This is a genomic window from Balnearium lithotrophicum (genome assembly GCF_900182585.1).
In the GTDB taxonomy this organism is placed as follows: Bacteria; Aquificota; Aquificia; order Desulfurobacteriales; family Desulfurobacteriaceae; genus Balnearium; species Balnearium lithotrophicum.
Genome location: NZ_FXTM01000013.1, coordinates 20,131 through 41,522 on the forward strand (window position 1 = coordinate 20,131; position 21,392 = coordinate 41,522).

Genomic DNA, 21,392 nt, shown 5'->3' on the forward strand with positions numbered 1-21,392 from the left:
AACTACCTTCCCTCCTTTATCTTCCTTAATTCTCTCAATAACCAGTTCTTGTTAATTCTTTTAGCCTGTAACCACTCCTTTTGATTCTTAGGTGGTCTCACTCTTAAATAACATTTACAGTTACTGAGACACTTTGTAGTTCCGTCTCTTGGCACACAGGGAAGCGTCCATTTCGTATAAGGAGAATGTCTTTGAAGAAATAGACAACTTTCGCAGTGTTCTGCATCTGTCATTACCCAGTCTATTACATACTGAGATGGTAAAGCCTCTATCTTTCCAGCCTGATAAACAAAGTCAAGAGTATTAACATACATTTCCCATCTTCTTCTGTAGTCCATTTTTCCAGATTGCTTTTCTAAATCCCTTAAGAAGCTGTTAAGGTATTTGTACTCGTGCTTTCTTGCTCCATCGAGCCAGCTGACGTCAACTTTTTCTTTCTTGACAAACGGAACCCCTGAAGCCTCCATCCCCAAATCGTAAGCTTTATGGTAAGTTTCTTTGAAGAGCTTCTTTATTCTGAATCTCAGTTGTCCTATATTAATTTTGCCATTTAGAAAATCTTGAATTAACTGCCATCCTTCTTCTTTAAATTTCTCCTTCAGCCGTTTGTACTTCTTAAAAGCTCTATCTGTAGCTCTTTTTTTCTCCTTGTAGTACTCACTTCCAAGTGCAGAGAACCAGAGGGAGCTCTCTACATCCCTCTCAGGTCTCCTTGCTCTTCTTGCTCCTACTGTCTTACCCTCAACAATAACTACTGGGAGCGGATAATCCTCTTTCATCTCACCCCCGTACTTCCAAACCCTCTTTTTCCTCTCTTGGACGGAAAAAACTCATCAAACCTTTCAAAGATTTCTTTACTGGCTCCTATGTAGATTGGGTAATTTTCACTGAAAACAGCTTGGCAGATACGGTCTCCGTGATGGAGCTCAAATTCCACAGCGGAAAAGTTTATAAGAAGAGCTTTAACAGTATTTCTGTAATCGTTATCCACAAAGCCAGGGGAGTTTAGAATGGTAATGCCATTTTTCCAAGCCAATCCGCTTCTTGGTCTTATATCCATATAGCAATTCCTTGGCATATAAACCTTAAAGCCAAGGGAGACCAAAGCCCTCTCCATAGGGAATAAAAACTCCCTTTCCTTTTCTTCTGAGGAGTACTCTTTATTGCTTTTGCTTCTAAATAGGATGCTTTCACTTAAATCAGCCTTACAATCAATTCCGTTTGAATCGTACTTAACAACTGGTAAGAGTTCTTCACTCTTGGCAATAATTACAATTCCCAACTCCTTTATTGTTCCAACCCAATGCTTAAACTCGTCTAAACTCCCTGGAATAGCTCTAAATTCCATTACTCTTCCTCCTCTTTATTTTCCCTTTACAAGTAACTCGTAATACTGCAAATATCTTGCATCATTAATTTGCTTAAATTCACTCATGGGTAGGAAAATTCTTCTTTCTACTCTCTCCTTGAAAAAAAGGACAAAGCCCTTACTGAAAAACTTTTCAACGTCCGTTATAAAAACGGCTCCATTGAAGATAACTACAGCCTGTTTAACTCCTCTCAACTGTGCTTGTTTGAGGAGCTCATAAGGGAAGCCGAAGCTCATGGTTTTTCTATGAATTCCGTGACCGTTTTCCTTCTTGACTATTTCGTCCCCAAATATCCTCGCTATTCTCCTAATTCTTCTTTTTGTTTCACAGTTGAGTTCTATAAAACAGTAACCATCAACACTGATGTAGTATCTATTCTGGTCTATATCTCTAAATTCAACTGCCGATACTGCCATTTCTTTCCTCACTAAACCTGATTTTGTTTGTAGTTAGGGCAATCAACAACCCTAACTTCTGGTAAATTTTCCTTACAGTCCCTTTGACATGAACTGCATAGGTTAATCGGTTCAAAATCTTCACAACTTACTTCTTCTTCAGCCATTAGAGCTCTCCAATTACCATTACCTAAAGTACAGTGTCCTTTGTGATTCCACTGACAGTATTTGCATAGTTCTTTAAGTTTCATCCTCCTCCCCCTCCAAATAAGTTTTCTCAATGTTTTCGATATCAATTAGCGAAAGTAACGGTAAAAGTAAGAAAACAGTTACCAATGCAACTATTTTGCTTAGAAGATAAGGGATTTCTGCTAATGTAGAGAAAATCTCAGCTGCGAATATTCTTAAATACTCTTTTAATCTCTGAAAATACCCTCTCACTGGTTCCCTTCTCCTTCTTTTTTCATAGCTCCAATTTCCTTATCTGTAAGTCCAAGGATGTTTTTTAGGATGAAATCTTTATTAACAAGTGAGTTACCTTCTTTATCAGTGAGGCTAAGGAGCTCCTGGGCAATTTGAACCTTCTTGAGCAAAGACTCCATTCTAAGGTCTTCTTCTATGTAATTTGGAGAGTGCATTGTGAGGGTAAATTCGGCATCCTTGATTCCGTTCTTCTCCAGATGAATCCTGATTAACTTTTTGACGCCGTCAACAATTGCATTCTGAATGCTTTTAACGGAACGACTGAATTGAATTGAGATTGAAGAGAGAGTTGCCCTTGTAGAAAAGCCTTCTTCATTTGCAAGATAAGCTTTAGGAATCTTTAAAGCTGCAAAGAGCATTTTCTGGAAGTACTCTATATCGGCAATATCGGCTATGTTGGAAGCTCCTGCCAAACTCTCAACCCTTGAACCTCTACCTCCTTCAAAAACAGGGAAGTAAAAGTCCTCATCGGCTGCGAGGAAATCGGGCTTTGCTACAAACTTTCCAGTTTTTGGGTCTATAAGCCTCTTCTTCTTAAATTTTTTCTTGAGCCTATCGATAAAAGCTTCTGCCTTTTCGGGAGCCATGTTCCCGACATCTATGTAAAAGACCCATCTGTTTGGAGCTCTGGTGAGCCTGTAGATGACAACAGCATCTTCCATGAGTGCTAATTGTCTGTATATTCTCCTTGCATCCTCAAGAATTGGATATCCGTAAGGGTAGAACTTCGCATCTTCAAGAAGTCTAAAGTGAATCATTTCATCGGGTTCAAAATCTATCGTTTTTCCTTGAATATTCTGTTTAAAACCCTCTAATCTCCCTTTTTCATCCTCTTTTCTTTCTATAGTTCCAGCAGGTCTGTGGTAGATGCCAGTAACTCCTATTCCTTCTTCAGAAACAACTTCCCAAAAAGAGTCTCCAAGTTTAAAAAGTTCTTTGGATACAAAGGGACACTTTTCCTCAATTTTTATCCTATCGAATAGCTCCTTTATAAGTTTTTCTACTTTTGGGTTTTTGCTTGAAAATGCAAATATCTTGCCTGTATCTGGATTCCTCTGGCAGCATTCATCAACGTACACCTTGGCTGCTGCTGCAACGTATGGCATTTCCATCATCTTTTCATATTCGGCGTACCTCTCCATTCTGTCTGTAGAGAGATTTAGAAGAGAGGCTAAAGGGGAGGTGGCTTCATAACTGTAACCTTTAGGCTCTGGTTCAGATACGCTTTCTTCGTTCTTGGAGAAGAATTTAAACAAGTCCTTAAATATGGGCATTTTCTACCTCGTGCAATTCATTTGCATTAGATTTTAGCAAAATGTAGCCCTTACACATGTTGGGTTCTATAACTTGAACTTCTATTTCAGGGTCAATTTCTCTTATGAGCCTTGCAAGGCTTTTGAGTTTTTCTGGATGGATAGCGTAGTAGTCCAGAAAGTTGACTATTATCTTGGGTTCACAAATAATCATGTTCCCATCGTCTTGAACACTCATTTTTAACCTTACAGGTTCATCTATCGATTCAAGGTACTTATTAACTGCAACTATTACCTCACGACACTTTTCAGTAAAAGACTTTTGAACTTGGAATCCTCTGGTTTCGTATTCCTTGAGAAGGTCATGGAAAGCTTTTTTGACGCTGTCTTTAACAACTATACCAAGAAGGTTGTAGTCTATTTCTGGAGAGTTTTGCGACTGCTTCTGAATTTCTTCAAGTTCTTTTAATTGTTCTTTAAGTTTTTGATTTTCCTTTCGGAGTTCCAAAAATTTCTCCAGAGAAACGGACTTTTCCTTAATGAGAGATTCCAGTCTTTCTTTCTCTTTTTCCAACCGTTGAATCTTCTTTTTCAAAGCCTCTTTTTCAGATTCAACCCGTGCTTTTATCCAACCATTATTACCCTTAACAGCTTCAATGACAATTTTTTCAACGATTTCTTTAACAGTTCCTTGCTTTCTTATCAGAGCATTAAAAACATCCTCGGGCAAATCAATTGCAACTCTCATACCTCTTCCCGTTCAACAGTTATTGGGGAAATAATAATGCAAATTATTTGGATTGTCAACGAATTGAATAAGTAGAATAAAAGATAAACATATTTGCATAGAGGTTACTTCGATTGAGAGGTGATAATTCAAAGGTAGATATTTTGCTCAATTTGTACAAAGAAATATGTGAAGAAGAAAGATATTATGTGGAAAGGTTTTTCAACCATTTAAAATTTTTCTGGAGTATAGCTTCCTTCATGTTTACAGGATTTGCCGTAGGCATATATAAGGCTGGAAGTTCACCAGAGTATGTATTGTTATACATTATTCCAATTGCACTAATAAAACTGGCAAATTTTTTTAAGAGTTTGACAACTAAAGATTACCGCAGATTTATAGAAGCAATTATTTTGAAGTCTAAGATAGAAGCTATGCTATCTTTAGATAAGTGGAATCTTCCAGAAGATTCTGAATACTGGAAAGGGGAAAGGTTTCTACACTTTAGACACTTAGAAGATAGAAGGAAATTTGGAAATTCTAAAGAGTTCCAAGAATTTTTTATAGAGAATGCGGGTTCAGTTAAGATTTATCACAAAATTTTTAATTTTGTTAGATTCACTGCTTTATTATTAATGCTTTACTTAACACTTTTAATTTTATACGACTTTGTTACTTTTTCATAACCATTATTACCACCACCACTCCTCTTCCCCCTCCTCTTCATGCTCTCCTATACTTGGCTCTATCACTTTTGGAATCTGATTGTCTATAAAACAGCTATAAACTGCTCCGCATAAAGCATCTGCAACGTCTTTACTCCCATCTGGCGGATGGTCAACTTTTCTACCGTCAAATTCAAGGGCAAAAAGCTCCTGTAAAAGAGGCTCATAATGGTAGAGGATTATTCTCTGGTCAAAGAATGCTTCTTTCAGACTCATGTAAGGTTCAAGAGTAGCGTCAACCGAAATCCTTTCAGCGTTATAACCTTTCTGTTTAAACTGCTGAATCGATTCTCTACTCTGAAACTGGTCATAAGAAATCCTTCTAACATAGAGTCCGTGCTTTTCAACTATTGCATAGATAAACTCCCTAATCCTGGATATGGGAATTTCTGACTTAGGCACAACTCTAAGAACAAAATCAACTTCAGCAATAGGGAGCTCCTCATAATGTTCTGTCCCATCTGGGAGTAATCTCTTAACCTTCTTGAATCCTGCAAAGTGGACCATAGCTACACCTGTAGCGTCTCCTGTGACTCCAAGGTCAATGTGAATGTATCTTTTTAGACTTTTATCAAGGTTCATCTTTTCATAGTCTATTTGGATGTCTCCAAGCTCAACGGAAACTTCTTTACTAAAGGGGTGTTTCTTTTCAGGGTCTATGCAGTTAAGAATTGATTCTCTATCGTGGAAGAAGGGAGCTGTAGTTAAAACAGGTCTTCCTGCTATATCCCTGATAGCTTTTTCTATGTTCCTCTCAAATGAGAACCTAAACTCTTCCGGTACTAAAATCTGTTCAAAACCACAACTTTGATAAGTTTTTCCTTTGGCAATAAAGCACTCTGCACAGTCCTTTTCACTATCGATAATCCTTGGAGGTTGAGATAAGCTACCAAGACAGACTCTAAACCTCTTTGAATTTTCGTATCCGCTTTTTACATCGTAGATAGCATAACGTCTAATGTAAGCCATAGGATTCCCTTTGAATTCCCTAATCATTCTCTCTGTAAAGTCCTCTGGATACTTTGCAGAAGAGAGAACCATTAGCTTCCCTGGAACCCTTCCCTTCTGCTGAAACCTTGATTCTAACCTTCGGTAGAGAGAATCGAAGAGCTCCTCAGCAATATCAAAGACCTCATTACCCTTTCGCTTCTGACCTAAGAAGTTTGCTTCGTCGATTACTGCTGAAAAAACGTTTAAGCTGATAGCCTCATTACTTATGGGAAGAGGCTGGAGAATAATGTTGTTGTGAGTTCTTATTTCCTCTTTTTTTATGTCTATTTCTCCCTCAAGAATGAAATGCTTAAAGAATGGACTTGCCATAAGGTCGTTTTTGAGTCTATTAAAGAAGGAGGTCATAGCTGTTTTCAAGTTTACAGAGAAATTGACGAGGGCAATTTCAGTAGAAGGGTCTAAGCCGTAAAACTCCTGAGGGTTCCTTAGAATAAAGAGCTTATAGAAAATGTACTGCTTGGCAATTATTCCAAATGTTGTTTTTCCCCAACCGATAGAACCTGTTAGCAAAGCTATGATGTAATCACCGTTAAAGAAATTCTCCAATTCCTTTAAGAGCTTCGGTCTAATGTACTTGGCTTTGTTTAGGTAGTATGGAGATAGAACAAATTCTCTTATGGAGACTGGCTTAAATCTATAATCTGCATAACGTATCTGGTCTAACAGTGGAGAATAACCGTACTTTTGAATCTCCTTTAGAATTTCTATAAGCAAATCAATTGCATCTGGAGATAGATTAAACTCCTCTATGATTTTCTCAAGTTCCGAAATACCTTGTTTTTGTAATTCGTCAACTGCCTGAACTAAAGAGTCCTTCATGCTTTTATGTTTATTGAATCTGGTTTTTTGGGAGCATAGGGAGGGGCGTAATTACGGGAGGGATGTAACCTTGAACACTCTTTGAAACCTGTAAATCTTTCCTCTTGCTTACTATAGGCAAGGAAAAGGCTTAAGCAGATGGAGGCTGTTATAGCTATTAATGCTAATAAAATGCATAAAATATTCATAGCTTCAGCTCCTTCCCTTTTTAAAGAGAAGAATTCTTTTCTTAGGCAGATTCTCAACTCTACTACTGAGAATTCTCGTGCATATTTCTAAGAACCTAACAATGATTGAATCTAAACTCAGCCTCACTTCTTTTCCTCTAACTTCTTTTTCTTTAGGGACTGAAGGGTATCTATCACTTGAGCCAGTTTCTCTCTTTCTTCCTTTGGAAGTTCAGCCACCTTACTATCAACCTGAATCTGTTGAGTTGCAACCATATTAACTTCATCAGGAACCTTTGGAAGAAGTCCCATGCTTTGCATTATCTGGACTCCACGAGCGTTGGTTTCTCTGATTTCTGCCAAGACCATAACTTTCTCTCTTACATCCTTGGCTTTATCGTAGTTCTTCCAGAGCTCTTTCTCTATAGCTTGAAACTTGACTTTCACATCCCAAGGATGGAGTCCATCCTCATCCCCTTCCCTGATTTCCTTAACTATTTGATGAATTCTCTGAGGAGTCTTACCAAGGAGCTTTGCTATTTCAGTCTGAGAAAGTCCACGGGCAAGCAGTTTTATAACCTTACTTCTTAGCTCGTAACTCTTTTTTGACTTAGTGACCTTCTTCGCCATCTCTTTAAAATCCCTCTCTATAAAGGTGAAACTTTAAAGTCCATTTCAAATTTCCTGATTATCGTTCAAATCAGAAAATCCCTGTGGTTCTAAGCTTTCGCCGTTTTCCTCAAGGTCTCTTTGAATAGCATAGGCAATTCCAGCTACAACGTAACCGTTCTCTATTTCTGTAATAGGAGCTTTTATTAGCTTCATAAAGGCTTCTTCATCTGTCATTTGGAGGTCTCTTTTGTACTTTTCTATCAGGGTTTTAACTACGTTCATGTTTTCACGGGAGAGCATAACTGTAAAGGCTTCTCTTTTTACATTTTCTATTTGCCCTTCGATTTCAGCATGGTCAAAGAGCTCCTGAGTTTCTTCCTCATCCTCTTCCATAACTGCCTTTAGGGCTTCTATATCGTCATCAAAGAACCCTTCCAATAGTTCCGTTGGTACAGTTTCTTCAAGAAGCTTTAAGTATTCCCTATAGGCTTCCTCATCGCTGTCAAACTTTCCTCGGATGGTATCTATAAGACCAGTAGCTAAAACAGCCTTTTCCTCTGGAATGTCAGCTACAAGGAATGGAGCTTCCTCTATGCCTGCATGTTTTAAAAGGTAATAACGGTGTTCTCCATCTATGATTATGTATTTGTTTTTAGCTTCATCATAGCGGACAAGGATTGGTTCTATATAGCCAACCTTCTTTACCGATTCGGCAAGTTTCTTGAATGCAGTTTCTCCCATTACGTTAGGGTTGTACTTGTTTGGCTCTACATCCTTTAGTTTCAGAACTTCAAGTCTTATTGGACTCTTTATTTCATCTGCTTTTACTTTTGCGGCAATTTCTGAAAGGCGGTGTTTGAAAGACATATTTCCTCCCCGTTAGGTTAGAGGAGGGCAGAAGCCCTCCAGGGTTTTACTTTTTCGCTTTGGCAGTAGCTTTCGTGGTAGCTTTACCTTGAGCTTTAGCTGTGGCTTTTTTAGTGGTTCCTTTTGTTCCACCTGTTTTTGTAGCACCTGGGCTCATCGGCATGCCAGTTACCTCCTTACTTTAATTTTTTACCAGTTTTGTAGCCTGAACCTGCAAATCCTCCGTGCTTCATGGCTTTTACAACTGAACGGGCTCCTTTGTTGACCTTTCCAGCTTTTACTCTTGCAGAAGCCTTTCTTGTAGTTCCCTTTGTCCCTCCTGTTTTTGTAGCACCTGGGCTCATCGGCATAGTTCACCTCCTATTCAAATTCAATTCCAAACTCTTTAAGAAATTCAGTGGATAGAACTCCATCAGTTACTCCATCCTTTGGATTTGTTTTAGCCTGCAGGAGCTCTATTGACGGTAGGAATACAGCGAGAGGGTCTCCATTTTCGTCTACTAACAGGTTCCCTTCACTGTCCTTTACTTTCCATACAGTGTAGTCTTCAAAGAGGTTGTGTCCTGCCTCCTTTAACCAGCCGTATCTGAGCATTTCAAGAAAGCTCATCTGTTTCAAGGCTTTTGAGAAAGCTCTATCTATCTGGAAGCTGGAATGGATATCTCTAAACCTCTGGGAGTATGGAAATGCAATTAAATTGCAAACTTCCTTAGCAGTTTCTATAAATTCGGAAAGTGTAAAGACAAAGATTTCAGAGTCCTTTCTCTTGCGAAGTTCATTAAGAATCATCTGGATGGTTGGAACTATTTTTGGAGAAAAGGTATCTACAAGGTTTTGGTAGGTTACCGTGTAGCTTCCTTCATCATCTAAAGGATAATTAATCGACTTTATTAATGTATTGAGCTCCCATTGGTAGCTTGTTCTTACTTCTAAGTCTTTTGAAATATTTTCTATTTCCTGGAAAAGTTTTGATAGTTTAGGGAAATTGGCATATACTCCCTTTCTATTGATGTAGTAATACTTACTTGCTGGAGGGGATAGTTCAAGGAACTTGAAATTCTCTGGAATTATCTTTAGAGTTCCTCCTCTAAAGTTTAGAGCTCCAAAAGTTACCTCTCTCGCCCCTACTTCTTTTGCCTTCGTCAAAAGTTTCTCTATCTCCTTAAGTGTAGGAAATTGTGAATGGAGAAATGGGACAACGTTTATTCCAGTTGGAATTCCAGCTTCATTGAGCTTGGCAACAAGCTCGAATCTTTCTTCAGGAGATAGAGATTCAGGTTCATACTTTTTTCTGTATTTATCACTTAGAGAGGTTATTGTTATCAATCCAGCTCTTGGAGTGGACATCTGAATGAGAGTTTTAAACAGCTCTTTTGTATGGATTCCTTTGGTTGTGAAAAAGAATGGGAAACCATATTCATCAAAAATCTCTAATAGTTGTCTTGAGACGCCTTCGCAGCCAGGTACAAAAATATCTGAATTATTGGAGGCATAAATAGGATAGCGGTTCTTTAAATACCAGTCTAAGAAACTGTTAGGGTTTGGGTTCTTATCTGCCTTTTCTACTGTAGAAACGGTCGAGTGTATTAGCTTTGAAGGGCTGCCAAGTCCACCTACAGAAAGGTCAAATATTTTTTTCTTGTTTATGCAGGCAAAACAGTAAGCACACCCTCTAAAACACCAGCGGAAGGCTTCATAGTTAACACCTATAGGAAATGCTGGAATGGAACCAAAAACAGTAAAGTTGTTGGCTTCTTTAAAGAAATTGACCTTTTTACCCAAAATTTCCTCCAAAAAAACAAAAGGGACTAACGGGCTTTATATTACCCGCAGTCCCTTGAAATTATTTTAATGCAATTAGTTTGCTAAGTCAAGACGCCATCAAAATCAAATCTAAAATCTCTAACGTCTTTTAAAAATTCTATTTTTTCGCAATCCCATCTGGAGCGAACCGAAGGAGCTATGAAATTTATTATTTGATATATCTCAAATGTTGAGAAAAGTTTAACAGCCCAATCATCACTGTAATAGTAAAATAGAGTATGCACCTTATCAAAATGGAGATTAAGGCAAATTAGAAAATCTTCTATTCGTTGAACGCAGAGATAAGAGCTGACTATTTGATATATAGTCCAGTGAGCACTATCAGGATTAACTTTTGGAATGTTTTTTCTCTCCTCTTCTATTCTGGGGTTGCATCCGCAATTTTCCAGGTAATCAAAAACATCTTGGAGAGTTTGATATCTGTAAATATCATCTTTTTTTTGAAAGAATGGTCGGGGATAAAAGGTTATAACTTTATTCCCTAAACAGCCTCCCGTCATTTCCCCCATTCCGTCACCACGAATAAAGATTTCTATCATGGCTTCCTCCTTTATGCAATAAGTTTGCTTAAGATTGAGGTATTTCTTCTTCTACAATCTCTAAAGGTTTATAGGTTGCTGGGTCGTAATCCTCTACTTTTTCCTGTTTGAGGAACTTTGGAAGTCTTTTGTATAAGGCGACTCCAAAAGAGATTCCGATAGCAAAGGATACTTTTGCTTTTCTGTCCCATAGAACTCCTAACGGAGCAATTACAACATACTTGTGAGGTAGCTTTAATTTTTTGAGTTTTTCAACTACTTTAGGAGCTACATTTTCTAATAGTTGAGCTTCTAAGTCGGGAATGTTTCTCTCTACACTTGCACAACCGATGTTGCTTTCTATCAGTGATATCATTTCTTTTCTTTCATCGTACACAAAGACATGGACAGAGTCGATACACCTCCAGAGCCACATTTTCCACCTCCACAGTTTGGTTTCTAAGGTTTAATTCTTTCTCAAATTAAGGTCTACAGCTAAATCGTTTATTAGGAATGTCAAAGCGGTTAGAGCTTCTCGGTAGGTTGTTCCTTTAGGTAATCTGGTCTTATTCCATCCGCTTCCAAGCTCCGTTTCTACAAGGACAGTATCACGACCGTAGAGTACTTCATTGACAAGAAGCTGAGTAATAACTCTTTCAAATACTTTACTCATTCTTTTAGCTTCTCTTTTTATTTCTTGTTTTTTCTCCTCTGGAAGATTGCCAAAATCAACTTCTTTCAATTTTTCTAAAGTTACCATTCCACACCTCTATGCAATTAATTTGCTTCAAACATAAGGTTTCGAAGTTCAAAGTCGTCAATAAATTTTTGGAGCTCCTCTGCATCTTCCTTTTCCGCCCAATAATAGAACCAACTCTCAGCGTCTTTCCAGGAAGCCTTTTCTCCAGAAGGAGAGTAAACAAGTTCATGGACTCTTTCGTCTGGAACTTCTAAGTAGAGAGCTTTAGGGGTGATTTTTAAAGGTTTGTAGAGATAAAAAGCTTTTGTAACAATTCCGTCGTCAAAGTCCGATTTCCAGATACGCATTATCATTTTTCACCTCCACGGTTTGGTTTTTCCATCGTCAAAATTCAATTTATGCAATTGCTTTGCATTGTCAAGTTAGGGATATTTCATGTAAACTACCATCTTTAGCGATATCAAAAACATTTACTTGATAATCAGAAATAAGAAAAACAGCAATTATGCTTCTATGACACTTATCGAAGTTCCCGCAGGCACACATTAAACAAACTTTCTCTTTTTTTGCGATGTCAACAACCTTTTCCAAGCCAAGCCATACCTTTTTCTCTGTTTCCTTAAAAAGCCCACATTCTTCACCATCCTTCCAGAATAGGGAACCTCCTAAACTCCCGCCCATCCATTTGTACTTAATGCCATTTTTAAACAAAATATCTGGAAGCTTCTTTATAGAAGTCCAGGGTTGCCAGCGGCTGTAGGGTTTTTCTCTGATGTCAATTACCATAGTTATACTGTTCTTTTTGAGGTTTTCGATAAATTTGTCTTGTGGTAGGTTTGAGTATCCCGTCATAAAAATTTTCATGTTAAATCCCTCCTTTTACATTTATTTCCTTTTCGCATTCTCTGCATATTCCTTGCTTCTTGAAGTTGTGAGCAAACACAAGGCAGGCTCCTAAACTTGGGTCGCCACCATGTACTACATAAGGATTTAGCATCACTCCTCCTTTACGACTACAGGCAGTTTGCACTCTTGGGCAATTTCCTTAACAGATTCCTCTACTTGACCATCCTTGCTTATATAGGCAATGTTAGTAATAGGAGCATAAAGAAATATCCCTGTTTGGAAAACTGGTTGGAAGTTTAATTTTTCAAGAGGATTTGGAATGGAATAGGTCAAATCCCCCACTGTACGGTCAACCCACTTTCCATATTTTCCTCTGTCCCCTGTTTCTTTTCCTTTTAGGACATAGTAGAGTAATGCCATACAATTCTCCTTAAGTTCACTGTGTTTAGGATCCATCTTAGGACAGGGAATTTTAGTAATTCCTTGTTTCTTAATTTCTTTTACTAAGTCCTGCCAGTTTTGAATTATGGCGTCTGAATGGACAAAAAGCATTTTGGAACCTGGAGAAAGCTTCTGAATAGGAAAGTTTTTAGGGATTCTCCTGCTGATTCCTTTAATTTCTGCCTCTCTAATAAAATCCCAAGGAGATTCATAGAATTTCTTCCCAACCCAGATTAAAACATGATAGATTCCTGTTCTTTCGTCCCTGTACAGAATTGGAGCTCTGAATGGTTCTTGATTGATTGGAATCGGTAAGTCAAAGATAAAGTCTTCAATCGGAGCTCCATCTGGAGAAGGGGTACTTTCTAAGTAGAAAGCCTTGTCCTTTCTTTCTCCACATCCTCTCATCTTTCCACCTCCACGGTTTGGTTTAGGTATTTAGAAACTATCTTAAGCAATTTACTTGCATTCCTTATTAGAGCTTCATTACCGTTGGCAAGGATTTTTATAGCATTGGCGATGTTTTGGATTTCTTTCATATCCTTCATTAAGCTTTTGTTATCTTGAGTTTCAACGGTCGGGAAGGGTTCAGTATTGGAAAATGTATTTTCTGGAATTTCAGAGGAAATAGCTTGAGGATTTAACACGTTCTCCATAGGAAGTTTAACATCAGGCAACCTTACTCTTGCTTCTTCAAGGGCTACCTTAGCACTCTTTTCTATCTTCTTTTGTCTTACGAACTTCTCAACATCCTCAACTGTCCATTTGCTTTCAGGATTCTGGAGATACTCTTTTTGGTCGTCTGGAAAAAGTTTTGCAAGTTCGCGGGCAACTGTAATGTTAATTTCAAATCTCTTAAGTTTCTCAAATATTTCAGGAATAAGATTCAGCAGTTTCAATCTTTTAGTTATGTGTGAATTTGAGACGTTTAAAAGCCTTGCAACTTCGCTTTTCTTTAGGTTTCTTTCCTCTATAAGTTTAGCGATTAGCTCAGCTTCAAGGGCAGGGTTATCGGCTCTATGAAAGTTTTCAACAAGAGTAAGCACTGGATTATCCCCGTTCTCTTTAACGATACACTTAACTTTTTCAAAACCCAAAATCCTTGCAGCATTTAACCTTCTCCTACCAGCTATAACTTTGTACTTTCCATTTCCTGCAGGAGAAACTAACGGCGGTTCAAGAATTCCGTACTTCTCAACGCTTTCAAGAAAGTTTTTAGGGACATCAAATTCTGGGAACTCAATAAGAGAAAGGGGAATTTCTCTAAGCCCTTCTTTCTCTCCCTCAAGCTGGAAAATAACTTCCTCTACATCGGGAAGGGAGAGGCTATCCTTCCTCTCCCGTAGTATTTTAAGAGTTTTAGGTTTTATCAATCTGGTAATAGAGCTATTGTTATCAGAAATCCTAACTTTTATTTTGTCCTTTACTCTTCCCTTGTTTTCTATCTTCACCATAGCGACCTCCTAAAGTTTTACAGGCATTACAACTACTTTAAGTTCGGGCTCTTGGGAACATTCAAAGAGAACTGGGGAGATTGCAGAGGTATTAAATAGCATTTTTATGGTTTCCTTAGAGAAAGTTTTAAGAGTTGTAGATAGGTGGTTAAGATTAAATCCTATTGTTGCAGGTTCCCCTGACACGTTAGAGTCAATTTCTATCTTAGAAATTGCCTTTTGATATTTTCCATCAACAAGTTCTTTAGCAGACAAGGTTAATTCTTTTTTAAGTATTTCCAACTTTCCACAAGGAAATGAATCTTTTTCAAATAGAACAGAAACCTCATCGATTGATTCAAGAAGAGTTTTACGACAAAAAGTAACCTTATTTGGATTATCCTCTGGAACAACCGCTCTCCAATCTGGATATGTACCTTCTATGGTCTTCCAAGTTAAATAGTAGTTTCCAGCCCTTACACCGACTGCATCGTCTGAAAAGGTGCCTATTTCAACAGACTGTGAATTAGAAAGGAAATTTTTGAAAAGAGATATTACTTTACGCCTTATTAATATTTGAAACTCTTCATCTGGAGGTTCTTCCCAGTCTACTCTATACCATGCTAAATAATGTCCATTGGAGGCTATAAAATGAAGAGCATCCTTCTTGGCTTCAATATATAGAGAATTAAGAATCTCTCTTGCTTCATCATCGGAAGTAAAGGGCAAGAGCTTTTTGCTGATATTAAGAAATGTATCTGTATCCATTTCTAATAAAGGTTTAAATTCTCTGGAGATTTCAGGAAATTCCTCTACAGGGTGAGGTTCATTAAAGGAGAAAGAAGTTTTGCCTGTGTCCACAATTATTTCCCGTTCTTCTTCACCCTTTCTTACCTCAAATACAACTGAATTGCCTTTCGCTTTCGAAACTATTTTCTCTAACCTCTTGATAGGAAAAACAAAACTTCCCTTTTCACTTTGAAACTTGGCAGGTATTTCAGCCCATCCAGTAACTTCAAGATTAGTTGTAGTAAGTCTCAGTTTTCCGTTTTCAAGTTCTGCAAGTAAACAGGAAAGAATAGGAATGGTGCCTTTAAGGTCAGCAGTCTTGAGGAGTTTCTTAAGGGCATTTGATAAGTCTTTTCTTTTTACCTCCACTTTCATTCTACACCTCCATGCAATTAATTTGCTTTCGTTTTTCTGTAGGAAAAATCGAAAATACCTACAGAGCAACCAGTATTTTGAGAAATTTCGTTAGCAATTGGGTAAGTTTCAGAGCTGTCTTTCCCTACTGCGATTATTCTTACTTCCGCCATGTAGGGTTGATAAGGTAAGGCAAGTTTCAACTGATAGGTTTTAAGTTTTTTCCCAGCCATCGCAACCTCCACGGTTTGGTTTTTCCATCGTCAAAATTGAATTTAAGCAATTACTTTGCATTGTCAAGAGAACCTAATAACAGGAATAACTATTTCTGATACTGCAGATATCTTCTTATTCTTAGCGAGGTCAAATCTTACATAGTTAGTATTTTCAATACGGAAGAGAGCATTAACAGTAATTTTCTTAATTTTAGTAACATCAAAGAAATCTTTTTTTCCACATTTAGTAAAAATACCTACATTTCCAAATTGGTCAGCCTCTTTGTTTAATATTTCTTTTACTTGGTTTACAAGGTACTTGTAGAGTTTCCTGTATCTTTTATTCGTAAGATACTCTAAAATCTTTTTCTCCTCACCTAACGTAATTATTCCACCATAAAAGTTGTATTGTCCTTTTCCTTCTATATCAAATAGTATTCTAAACATTCGCTACCTCCATTAATTTTCATTAAAATTAGATTTAGATATGTTCTTTGCATTGTTAAAAAAGATAAAAACAAGAAATGCTGGAAACAGCACCAATCTTAAGAGGAAAGTCTTTAATTTTTCCTTACGAATGGTTCTTTCTCTTCTTTGTTTCAGTTTCCGTTTTACCATACATTCCCAGCCACCAGGTGCTCCAACCATTTCTACCTCCACGATTTGTTTTTCCACCGTCAAGTTTAAAGTATGCAAATTACTTGCATTGTCAAGTTAGAGGTACTTCATGCAAATTTCCCTTAAAAAGGCTGAATTTTCCTTAAGAATTTGGTTAACTCTTTGTTTAGTACATCCAAGTTCTAAGCCTATTTCTTTTAAAGTTTTTCCCTCCAACCTCCTTAAAACGACAAGAGCAAGCTTTTCATTCTTCTTAGAAAGTTCTCTAAAGATTTTTTCCTTCATCTGTTCGTAAGCTATTTCATCAACTAAGTTTCCAAGTTCATCTTTTGCAGGTATTACCTCCAGTAAGGAAAAACTGTCATCATAGATAGGTGAATCTATACTTAACGTTTTTTTGTCTAAAGCTTCATCATGGTTCTTTTCAGTGTTAAAAAGGCTTCGATTTCGACGGATATACTCCTGTTTGCCCCAGATTAGAGCTTGATAAACATATGTTGAAAATTTGGTTCCTTTATCTTTTGAATATGAAAGTAGAGTTTTGAGGTAAATTTCTATAAGAAATTGAACGGCATCCTCAAGGTGTTCAAAGTTCTCAATATACTGGCAGATTTCACAAGCGAACTTGTAGATAAGTTTTATATCAGATAGCAACAATTTCTCTTTAGATTTTTTATCTCCTTCTTTGGCTTTTAAAACTAAATTGGCTTTTTGATTTTCAGGCAATTCAATTGCATTGTTAAGTAACTCTTTTATCCAGTTCACCTATCCCATCCAGAAATCTAAGAACTCCTATTTTCATATCATATTCTACTTCAAATTCCTCTAAATCTTTTGGAACTAAAGAACCTTTCGTCTGCAGTAGAAAGTCAAAAGGAATAAAATAGAAGTTGTCCCATTCGCCCACCCAGTCAAAATGAAGAAGAATAAAAGAAAGACCTCCTAAATCCTGAAAACTTTTCAGGTATTTTCTCTGATGCTTTTTAACTAACTTCTTCCAGCTAAACTTTTTCGCAGTTGTTGACTTAGCATCAAAAGCTATTCCTCTCCCTCCTCTGAGGATTCCAACGTAATCCACCGTACTTTTCTTTAGGAAAAAAGCTTCATACAAGGAACCCCTTATATGACGGGAAACCTTTATCGGTGTAGGTATCTTATCTATAACACAAACTCCCTGCTCCTTATAGTATTCAATCGATACATCAACTATTCTTTCAAGGTACATTCCGAGATTTTTTCTATAGAAATAGCCCATTTATGGCTCCAATTTTTCTCCTGACTCTTTTTTAATGTAGATAACTTCTATATCAGGGAATTGAGCTTCTGTTATTTCCTTCCTTTTTCTCAGGATTCCTATTTCTGGATTCTTTTGAAATACAACATCTGCATAGTAGCCCTTCCAGTCCTCAACTATCCTTGAAAGGAGAATTCCCTTCTTTCCAGCATCAAGCTCTTCCTTTGGTATACCTTCAAGACTTGCGGCTAATTCTATAGCTTCATCTATAGCAGCTTTCTCTTCGGGAGGAACTCTGTACGATGAGAGAGGTTTCCAACTTTGAGTTTCAGGAACTTCTTTTCCTAATTCTTCATTTACAGCTTCTTTAAATTCTGCAGTAGTCATCCCTTTTGCTCTATCTATCCAGGGTAGTGCCTCCTCTTCTGACTTAATAACTTCCTCCTTAACCAATACTGCCAAGAAATAAGCCTTTGTATAGCGAATTTCAGACAGCAAGTCCTGTCTAATTGGCACTTTTCCTTGTTCTCCTATGTATCTATCTAAAAAGAGAAGCATATCTATAGTTCTCTTCTCTCTCTGAGTTAATGACTTAGCATAATCATAAAAGTCCTCAAAACCTTCTTGAAAGTAAACCTGCTGCTCTTTTGCAAGAGCTAATAATCTCGCTAATCGGAGGTACGCAATTTCTATTTCTTTAACAGCTTCTTTTATCTCCTGAGTTAAGGGGGCAACCTTTATTTGAACATCCTTTAACTTTTCCATCTTTCCTCCTTCTACTCTTCCCCAAATTCCTTACCAAATCTCCTTTTGTAGAATTCTCTCCAGCTCTTTCCATATTCCTTACGGCAAAACTCGTCAAATTCTTTAGAGCTGAGAAGTTCTCTAAAGAAAACAGATTGTTTAGTTTTGAGCTCCTTTTTAAAAAACTCCTGTAAAGCTATAACATCGGGAGCCTTCATTGTAATTGTCATTCCTGCAGTTCTATTAAGAACTCTTTTTTCTATTTCGGTAGGCATTACTCCTCCTGATAAATGGCTTTATTAAGTAATTTAAGCAATTTATTTGCATTGTCAATAAAGCTTAGGTTCTGAAGGTAAGAAATCTGGAAAACCTAATTTGCGGTAATCTCTGTCTGTAAACTGGCGAAAAATAGTTATAGAAGAAATCCTGGACCATACCCTCCTACTAATGTAAGGAAGATTTTCTATCTCTTCACGAGAGAGGTTGGTCGTTAAAATAAGTCGGGGGACTTTTAATCCTTCTACAGGTTTCATTATCCTTCTTTTATCAAAAAGCCCCTCATAGAATATTCTCATTTCTTCTATTTTTCTCTCATCATTTGGAATTACCTGTCCAAAGTCATCAACTACCAAGAGTTGAGCACTTTTGAGATATTCTATAACCGCTTCTTTTAAATCCCCTTTAAAACCAAGAGGACCAAATAACTCCTGTTCCTTAACAAAGAATATACTCCAGTTCTCAAATCCGTGTTTAAAAGCCGTTTTCCATGCACAGTAAAGGTAAAATGCAGATGCAAACGTCTTTCCTGTTCCAGGAGGAGAGGAAAGTATCAAAATTCTTTTATTAGTTTTACTCCATTCCCTTATTATTCTCATGGCTTTAGGTTCAGGAACGTTTTTAGCTTCTCTCTTTTGGATGTATTTGCTAAAATTAAATTTTGTAAGCCTTGCTTGCTCTAACATAGGACGGAAGGTTTTTATAAATTTTTGTTGAGTTTCCCACTTTTCTATTTCTTCCTCTGTTCTACTCTTAATTTTTCCTTTAAACTTTCTAAATAACCAGTCTTTCATAAAAAATTTTCCATCTCCAGCATCAATTGTCTCTCTATAACTCATAACATTCTCCTCCTATATCAGGGTCAGTGTCTACTTGTTTCCATTTGATTCCTATTTCTTTTTTCTTACTGGAGCTGGAATGTATTAGCTTAGGTAGTTGTGAAACAAATCCTGAGAATGAGTAGTTAACTTTGTGCTTTATAAAGTAATCATCGCTATTTAAGTAATCGGGAATTACTTCTAATGCCTTTTCAACAAAAGCTGCTTTTTCAGTTTCACTTAGAAACGAAAGTTGTCTCTCTAAGTTTTCTATTGCTTTTGGATAAATAGCTGGAGGACAGGCAAATTTATCCATATAGTGGTGTTTAAAAACCTCTACTATTCTCTTGGCGTAAGGTGAAATATACTTTGAGTGCGATTTAATTGCTTTTCTCGTTGCAGGTTGATTTTTGACGGCGTCAAAAATTTCGCCGCCGCCAGCTTGCTCTAATTTTTCTTTCCCTTCTTTTTTAGGAGAAGGTTCTTTTTCTTCAAGCGAAGGAGTGCTTATTTCTCTCTCTGTTTTTTCTTCTATATGAGTTTTCTTATTTGTTTTTTCTTTATGTCCGTCTGACGAACAACCCTTGTCTGTCTCACGGACTACCCTTTGTTCGTCTGACGACCTACCCTTGTCTGCTTGGCGGACAACCCCTTGTCCGTTAGACGGACTATCTTTCTTCCAAACTGATTTATCAAGTAGTACGTAAACCGTACTTTGGTAGTTCCCTTTTTCTCCTATTCTATGTTCTCGACGAATTATGTTCTTCCCTTCAAGCTCCTTTAGGCTTTTAAGAAGCCTATCTTTGCTGATTGAAAGTGCTTTTTGTAGATTGCTTAAAGAAGGGAAAGCATAAGATTTATCACCTGCACAACGGCATAAATAGAAATAAACGGCTAAAGAATAGACACTAAGGTTCAAGTCAAATATTTCATTATCCACTGTAAAAAAATGTTTTCTCCTGCTATCTCTCAGTTCAATAATTTCTCCACCCATCGTTTCCCTCCTAAAACGGAAATTCTTTTATCAATTCAATTCCAAATCTTTTAGCAGCATCCTTAGTAAAAAAGGCAATTCTTTTCTTCTTGCAGAACTCCTTTATGGGTTTTATCCAGGAATTAGAGAACTGATAGAAAGGATGGTATTTCCTTCCGGTTAGAGGTCCTACTATTACCCATTTGTAGTATTGCAGGTAGTCTAAATCTCTTATCGACTTTAGAAGTGGTTCTAACGAAATAAACAGTTTAACTTCGGGAAATTTGGAGATAGCTTTTAAGAGTACTTTTGTTCGCTCTGTGAGCTCCAGATTATTAGTTGCAGATACTCCAATCCAAACATTTTCAGGAATAATTTCAGGAAATTTCTTATAACTTTTGGGATTTTTAGAGAGAAATAAAAATATTTTATCTTGCTCCTGCTCTATTCTTTCAAAGACTTTTTCAATCCAATCTCGCTTCCAAAATACTATGTCGCTCATAGAATTTACAAAGATTATCCCTTCTCCTTTTGAGAATTTGCGAGCAAAATTCTTTGGCAAGAACACGGGCTGAAAGTTCTTTAACCTTTTTGTATCCTTCGGAGAAAGATTGTTACTCTTTGCTATGTTTCTGTAAAATCTCCTTGCAAATTTCCTTGCATAGCAGAAAGGGCAACCATGAAGACAACCCCATACTGGATTCCATACTTCATCACACCAGTCTATTTTAGTTGACATTTTAAACCTCCATTCCCCAAAATCGCTTCCAGAGGGTTACCCACTTTTCGTAACAAGGATCTCCACAAAGTAAACGGATTTCTAAAACTTTAACCCTTTTAAGATTCCCTCTCTCATTGAGAGAATAATCTTCGGTTCTTCTAATTTGGAATACTGAAAGCTTTGAAAGAGAATAAGTAATTTCTTCTTCATTCAAAATACCTATAATAGGAGCATTACCATAAACTCTAATCTTGGGCTTTCCCTTGATTTTCAAAAGTCTTTTGATAAAGTTAAAGAAATCTTTCCTTGCACTCTCTAATTCTTTAGTATCCATTTTCCCTCCTTGACAACACGATTTAATTGCCTAAATTAACAAATAAGCCGCTAAGGTGCTCCACACCTCCAGAGAGTACCTCCACGGTTTGGTCCATCGTCAGTAGGGGGCGGAAGCCCCCGCTT

General features: G+C 37.2%; 33 protein-coding genes. 1 reads left to right on the plus strand and 32 read right to left on the minus strand.

Translation table 11 applies throughout. From position 1 onward, the window contains the following. Positions 1-2 precede the first annotated feature (2 nt). The 7 genes from FN732_RS05640 to FN732_RS05670 are packed head-to-tail and all read right to left on the minus strand — an operon-like array spanning position 3 to position 4,249. Positions 3-779: a hypothetical protein gene (locus FN732_RS05640; protein ID WP_142935593.1), complete on the minus strand. Its 777-nt coding sequence runs from the start codon at positions 777-779 to the stop codon at positions 3-5. Then, entirely contained in the window at positions 776-1,348 is a 573-nt protein-coding gene (dut, locus tag FN732_RS05645) for a dUTP diphosphatase (protein WP_142935594.1), read from the minus strand. Before dut ends, FN732_RS05640 begins: the two co-directional genes overlap by 4 nt. A gap of 15 nt (positions 1,349-1,363) precedes the next feature. Beyond that, the gene (locus tag FN732_RS05650) at positions 1,364-1,786 is read right to left on the minus strand and encodes a hypothetical protein (protein ID WP_142935595.1); all 423 of its coding nucleotides are present in this window, start codon (positions 1,784-1,786) and stop codon (positions 1,364-1,366) included. An 11-nt stretch (positions 1,787-1,797) separates the two neighbouring features. Continuing rightward, positions 1,798-2,016 carry a hypothetical protein gene (locus FN732_RS05655; protein WP_142935596.1) on the minus strand — a complete coding sequence of 73 codons (219 nt, stop codon included), beginning with the start codon at positions 2,014-2,016 and terminating at the stop codon, positions 1,798-1,800. After that, entirely contained in the window at positions 2,006-2,206 is a 201-nt protein-coding gene (locus FN732_RS05660; RefSeq protein WP_142935597.1) for a hypothetical protein, read from the minus strand. The genes FN732_RS05655 and FN732_RS05660 overlap by 11 nt, the downstream gene beginning before the upstream one ends. Further along, entirely contained in the window at positions 2,203-3,522 is a 1,320-nt protein-coding gene (locus FN732_RS05665; protein ID WP_142935598.1) for a portal protein, read from the minus strand. The genes FN732_RS05660 and FN732_RS05665 overlap by 4 nt, the downstream gene beginning before the upstream one ends. Beyond that, positions 3,509-4,249, minus strand: coding sequence for a hypothetical protein (locus tag FN732_RS05670; protein WP_142935599.1), 741 nt, complete (start codon positions 4,247-4,249; stop codon positions 3,509-3,511). The genes FN732_RS05665 and FN732_RS05670 overlap by 14 nt, the downstream gene beginning before the upstream one ends. Before the next feature lie 113 nt (positions 4,250-4,362). Between FN732_RS05670 and FN732_RS05675 the strand changes: the two genes are divergently transcribed. Next, a complete protein-coding gene (locus FN732_RS05675) occupies positions 4,363-4,914 on the plus strand; it encodes a hypothetical protein (RefSeq protein WP_142935600.1) in 552 nt (183 codons plus the stop codon). 6 nt (positions 4,915-4,920) lie between these two features. On the opposite strand, the gene FN732_RS05680 is transcribed toward FN732_RS05675, so the two are convergent. The 25 genes from FN732_RS05680 to FN732_RS05790 all read right to left on the minus strand — a co-directional run bounded on the left by FN732_RS05680 (position 4,921) and on the right by FN732_RS05790 (position 21,267). After that, positions 4,921-6,783 (minus strand): hypothetical protein, encoded by a 1,863-nt coding sequence (locus FN732_RS05680; RefSeq protein WP_142935601.1) that lies wholly within the window; start codon positions 6,781-6,783, stop codon positions 4,921-4,923. A gap of 192 nt (positions 6,784-6,975) precedes the next feature. Then, on the minus strand, positions 6,976-7,098 hold the full coding sequence (locus tag FN732_RS09810) for a hypothetical protein (RefSeq protein ID WP_281279908.1): 123 nt from the start codon (positions 7,096-7,098) through the stop codon (positions 6,976-6,978). After that, entirely contained in the window at positions 7,095-7,580 is a 486-nt protein-coding gene (locus FN732_RS05685) for a helix-turn-helix domain-containing protein (protein ID WP_142935602.1), read from the minus strand. Before FN732_RS05685 ends, FN732_RS09810 begins: the two co-directional genes overlap by 4 nt. 45 nt (positions 7,581-7,625) lie before the next feature. After that, positions 7,626-8,429, minus strand: coding sequence for a ParB/RepB/Spo0J family partition protein (locus FN732_RS05690; protein WP_142935603.1), 804 nt, complete (start codon positions 8,427-8,429; stop codon positions 7,626-7,628). Positions 8,430-8,605: 176 nt separating this feature from the next. Then, a complete protein-coding gene (locus tag FN732_RS09575; RefSeq protein ID WP_185954264.1) occupies positions 8,606-8,779 on the minus strand; it encodes a hypothetical protein in 174 nt (57 codons plus the stop codon). 10 nt (positions 8,780-8,789) lie between these two features. Further along, complete coding sequence (locus FN732_RS05695) at positions 8,790-10,211, minus strand: radical SAM family protein (protein ID WP_142935604.1); 1,422 nt, start codon at positions 10,209-10,211, stop codon at positions 8,790-8,792. Positions 10,212-10,294: 83 nt separating this feature from the next. After that, positions 10,295-10,792, minus strand: coding sequence for a hypothetical protein (locus tag FN732_RS05700; protein ID WP_142935605.1), 498 nt, complete (start codon positions 10,790-10,792; stop codon positions 10,295-10,297). 28 nt (positions 10,793-10,820) lie between these two features. Beyond that, entirely contained in the window at positions 10,821-11,207 is a 387-nt protein-coding gene (locus FN732_RS05705; RefSeq protein ID WP_142935606.1) for a hypothetical protein, read from the minus strand. Between the two features lie 30 nt (positions 11,208-11,237). Then, complete coding sequence (locus FN732_RS05710) at positions 11,238-11,531, minus strand: hypothetical protein (RefSeq protein WP_142935607.1); 294 nt, start codon at positions 11,529-11,531, stop codon at positions 11,238-11,240. 17 nt (positions 11,532-11,548) lie between these two features. Beyond that, a complete protein-coding gene (locus FN732_RS05715) occupies positions 11,549-11,818 on the minus strand; it encodes a hypothetical protein (RefSeq protein WP_142935608.1) in 270 nt (89 codons plus the stop codon). Between the two features lie 70 nt (positions 11,819-11,888). Continuing rightward, entirely contained in the window at positions 11,889-12,335 is a 447-nt protein-coding gene (locus FN732_RS05720) for a DUF488 domain-containing protein (RefSeq protein ID WP_142935609.1), read from the minus strand. Between the two features lie 132 nt (positions 12,336-12,467). Further along, positions 12,468-13,166, minus strand: a complete 699-nt coding sequence (locus FN732_RS05725) for a hypothetical protein (protein WP_142935610.1) — start codon at positions 13,164-13,166, stop codon at positions 12,468-12,470. Then, positions 13,163-14,212, minus strand: a complete 1,050-nt coding sequence (locus tag FN732_RS05730; RefSeq protein ID WP_142935611.1) for a ParB/RepB/Spo0J family partition protein — start codon at positions 14,210-14,212, stop codon at positions 13,163-13,165. Before FN732_RS05730 ends, FN732_RS05725 begins: the two co-directional genes overlap by 4 nt. 9 nt (positions 14,213-14,221) lie before the next feature. Then, complete coding sequence (dnaN, locus tag FN732_RS05735) at positions 14,222-15,355, minus strand: DNA polymerase III subunit beta (protein ID WP_142935612.1); 1,134 nt, start codon at positions 15,353-15,355, stop codon at positions 14,222-14,224. Positions 15,356-15,372: 17 nt separating this feature from the next. Beyond that, positions 15,373-15,567: a hypothetical protein gene (locus FN732_RS05740; RefSeq protein WP_142935613.1), complete on the minus strand. Its 195-nt coding sequence runs from the start codon at positions 15,565-15,567 to the stop codon at positions 15,373-15,375. A 63-nt stretch (positions 15,568-15,630) separates the two neighbouring features. Continuing rightward, a complete protein-coding gene (locus tag FN732_RS05745; RefSeq protein WP_142935614.1) occupies positions 15,631-15,996 on the minus strand; it encodes a hypothetical protein in 366 nt (121 codons plus the stop codon). 12 nt (positions 15,997-16,008) lie between these two features. Further along, positions 16,009-16,197 (minus strand): hypothetical protein, encoded by a 189-nt coding sequence (locus FN732_RS05750; protein WP_142935615.1) that lies wholly within the window; start codon positions 16,195-16,197, stop codon positions 16,009-16,011. A gap of 66 nt (positions 16,198-16,263) precedes the next feature. After that, a complete protein-coding gene (locus tag FN732_RS05755) occupies positions 16,264-16,932 on the minus strand; it encodes a sigma-70 family RNA polymerase sigma factor (protein ID WP_142935616.1) in 669 nt (222 codons plus the stop codon). Next, entirely contained in the window at positions 16,907-17,392 is a 486-nt protein-coding gene (locus tag FN732_RS05760) for a Holliday junction resolvase RecU (protein WP_185954265.1), read from the minus strand. Before FN732_RS05760 ends, FN732_RS05755 begins: the two co-directional genes overlap by 26 nt. A gap of 30 nt (positions 17,393-17,422) precedes the next feature. After that, positions 17,423-18,166, minus strand: coding sequence for a hypothetical protein (locus tag FN732_RS05765; protein ID WP_142935618.1), 744 nt, complete (start codon positions 18,164-18,166; stop codon positions 17,423-17,425). Positions 18,167-18,177: 11 nt separating this feature from the next. Further along, positions 18,178-18,420 carry a hypothetical protein gene (locus tag FN732_RS05770; protein WP_142935619.1) on the minus strand — a complete coding sequence of 81 codons (243 nt, stop codon included), beginning with the start codon at positions 18,418-18,420 and terminating at the stop codon, positions 18,178-18,180. Between the two features lie 54 nt (positions 18,421-18,474). Then, positions 18,475-19,260 carry a P-loop NTPase family protein gene (locus tag FN732_RS05775; RefSeq protein ID WP_142935620.1) on the minus strand — a complete coding sequence of 262 codons (786 nt, stop codon included), beginning with the start codon at positions 19,258-19,260 and terminating at the stop codon, positions 18,475-18,477. After that, positions 19,250-20,233 (minus strand): helix-turn-helix domain-containing protein, encoded by a 984-nt coding sequence (locus FN732_RS05780; RefSeq protein WP_142935621.1) that lies wholly within the window; start codon positions 20,231-20,233, stop codon positions 19,250-19,252. Before FN732_RS05780 ends, FN732_RS05775 begins: the two co-directional genes overlap by 11 nt. Before the next feature lie 10 nt (positions 20,234-20,243). Next, a complete protein-coding gene (locus FN732_RS05785; protein WP_142935622.1) occupies positions 20,244-20,951 on the minus strand; it encodes a DUF5131 family protein in 708 nt (235 codons plus the stop codon). 1 nt (position 20,952) lies between these two features. Further along, positions 20,953-21,267: a hypothetical protein gene (locus FN732_RS05790; RefSeq protein ID WP_142935623.1), complete on the minus strand. Its 315-nt coding sequence runs from the start codon at positions 21,265-21,267 to the stop codon at positions 20,953-20,955. Positions 21,268-21,392: the final 125 nt, after the last annotated feature.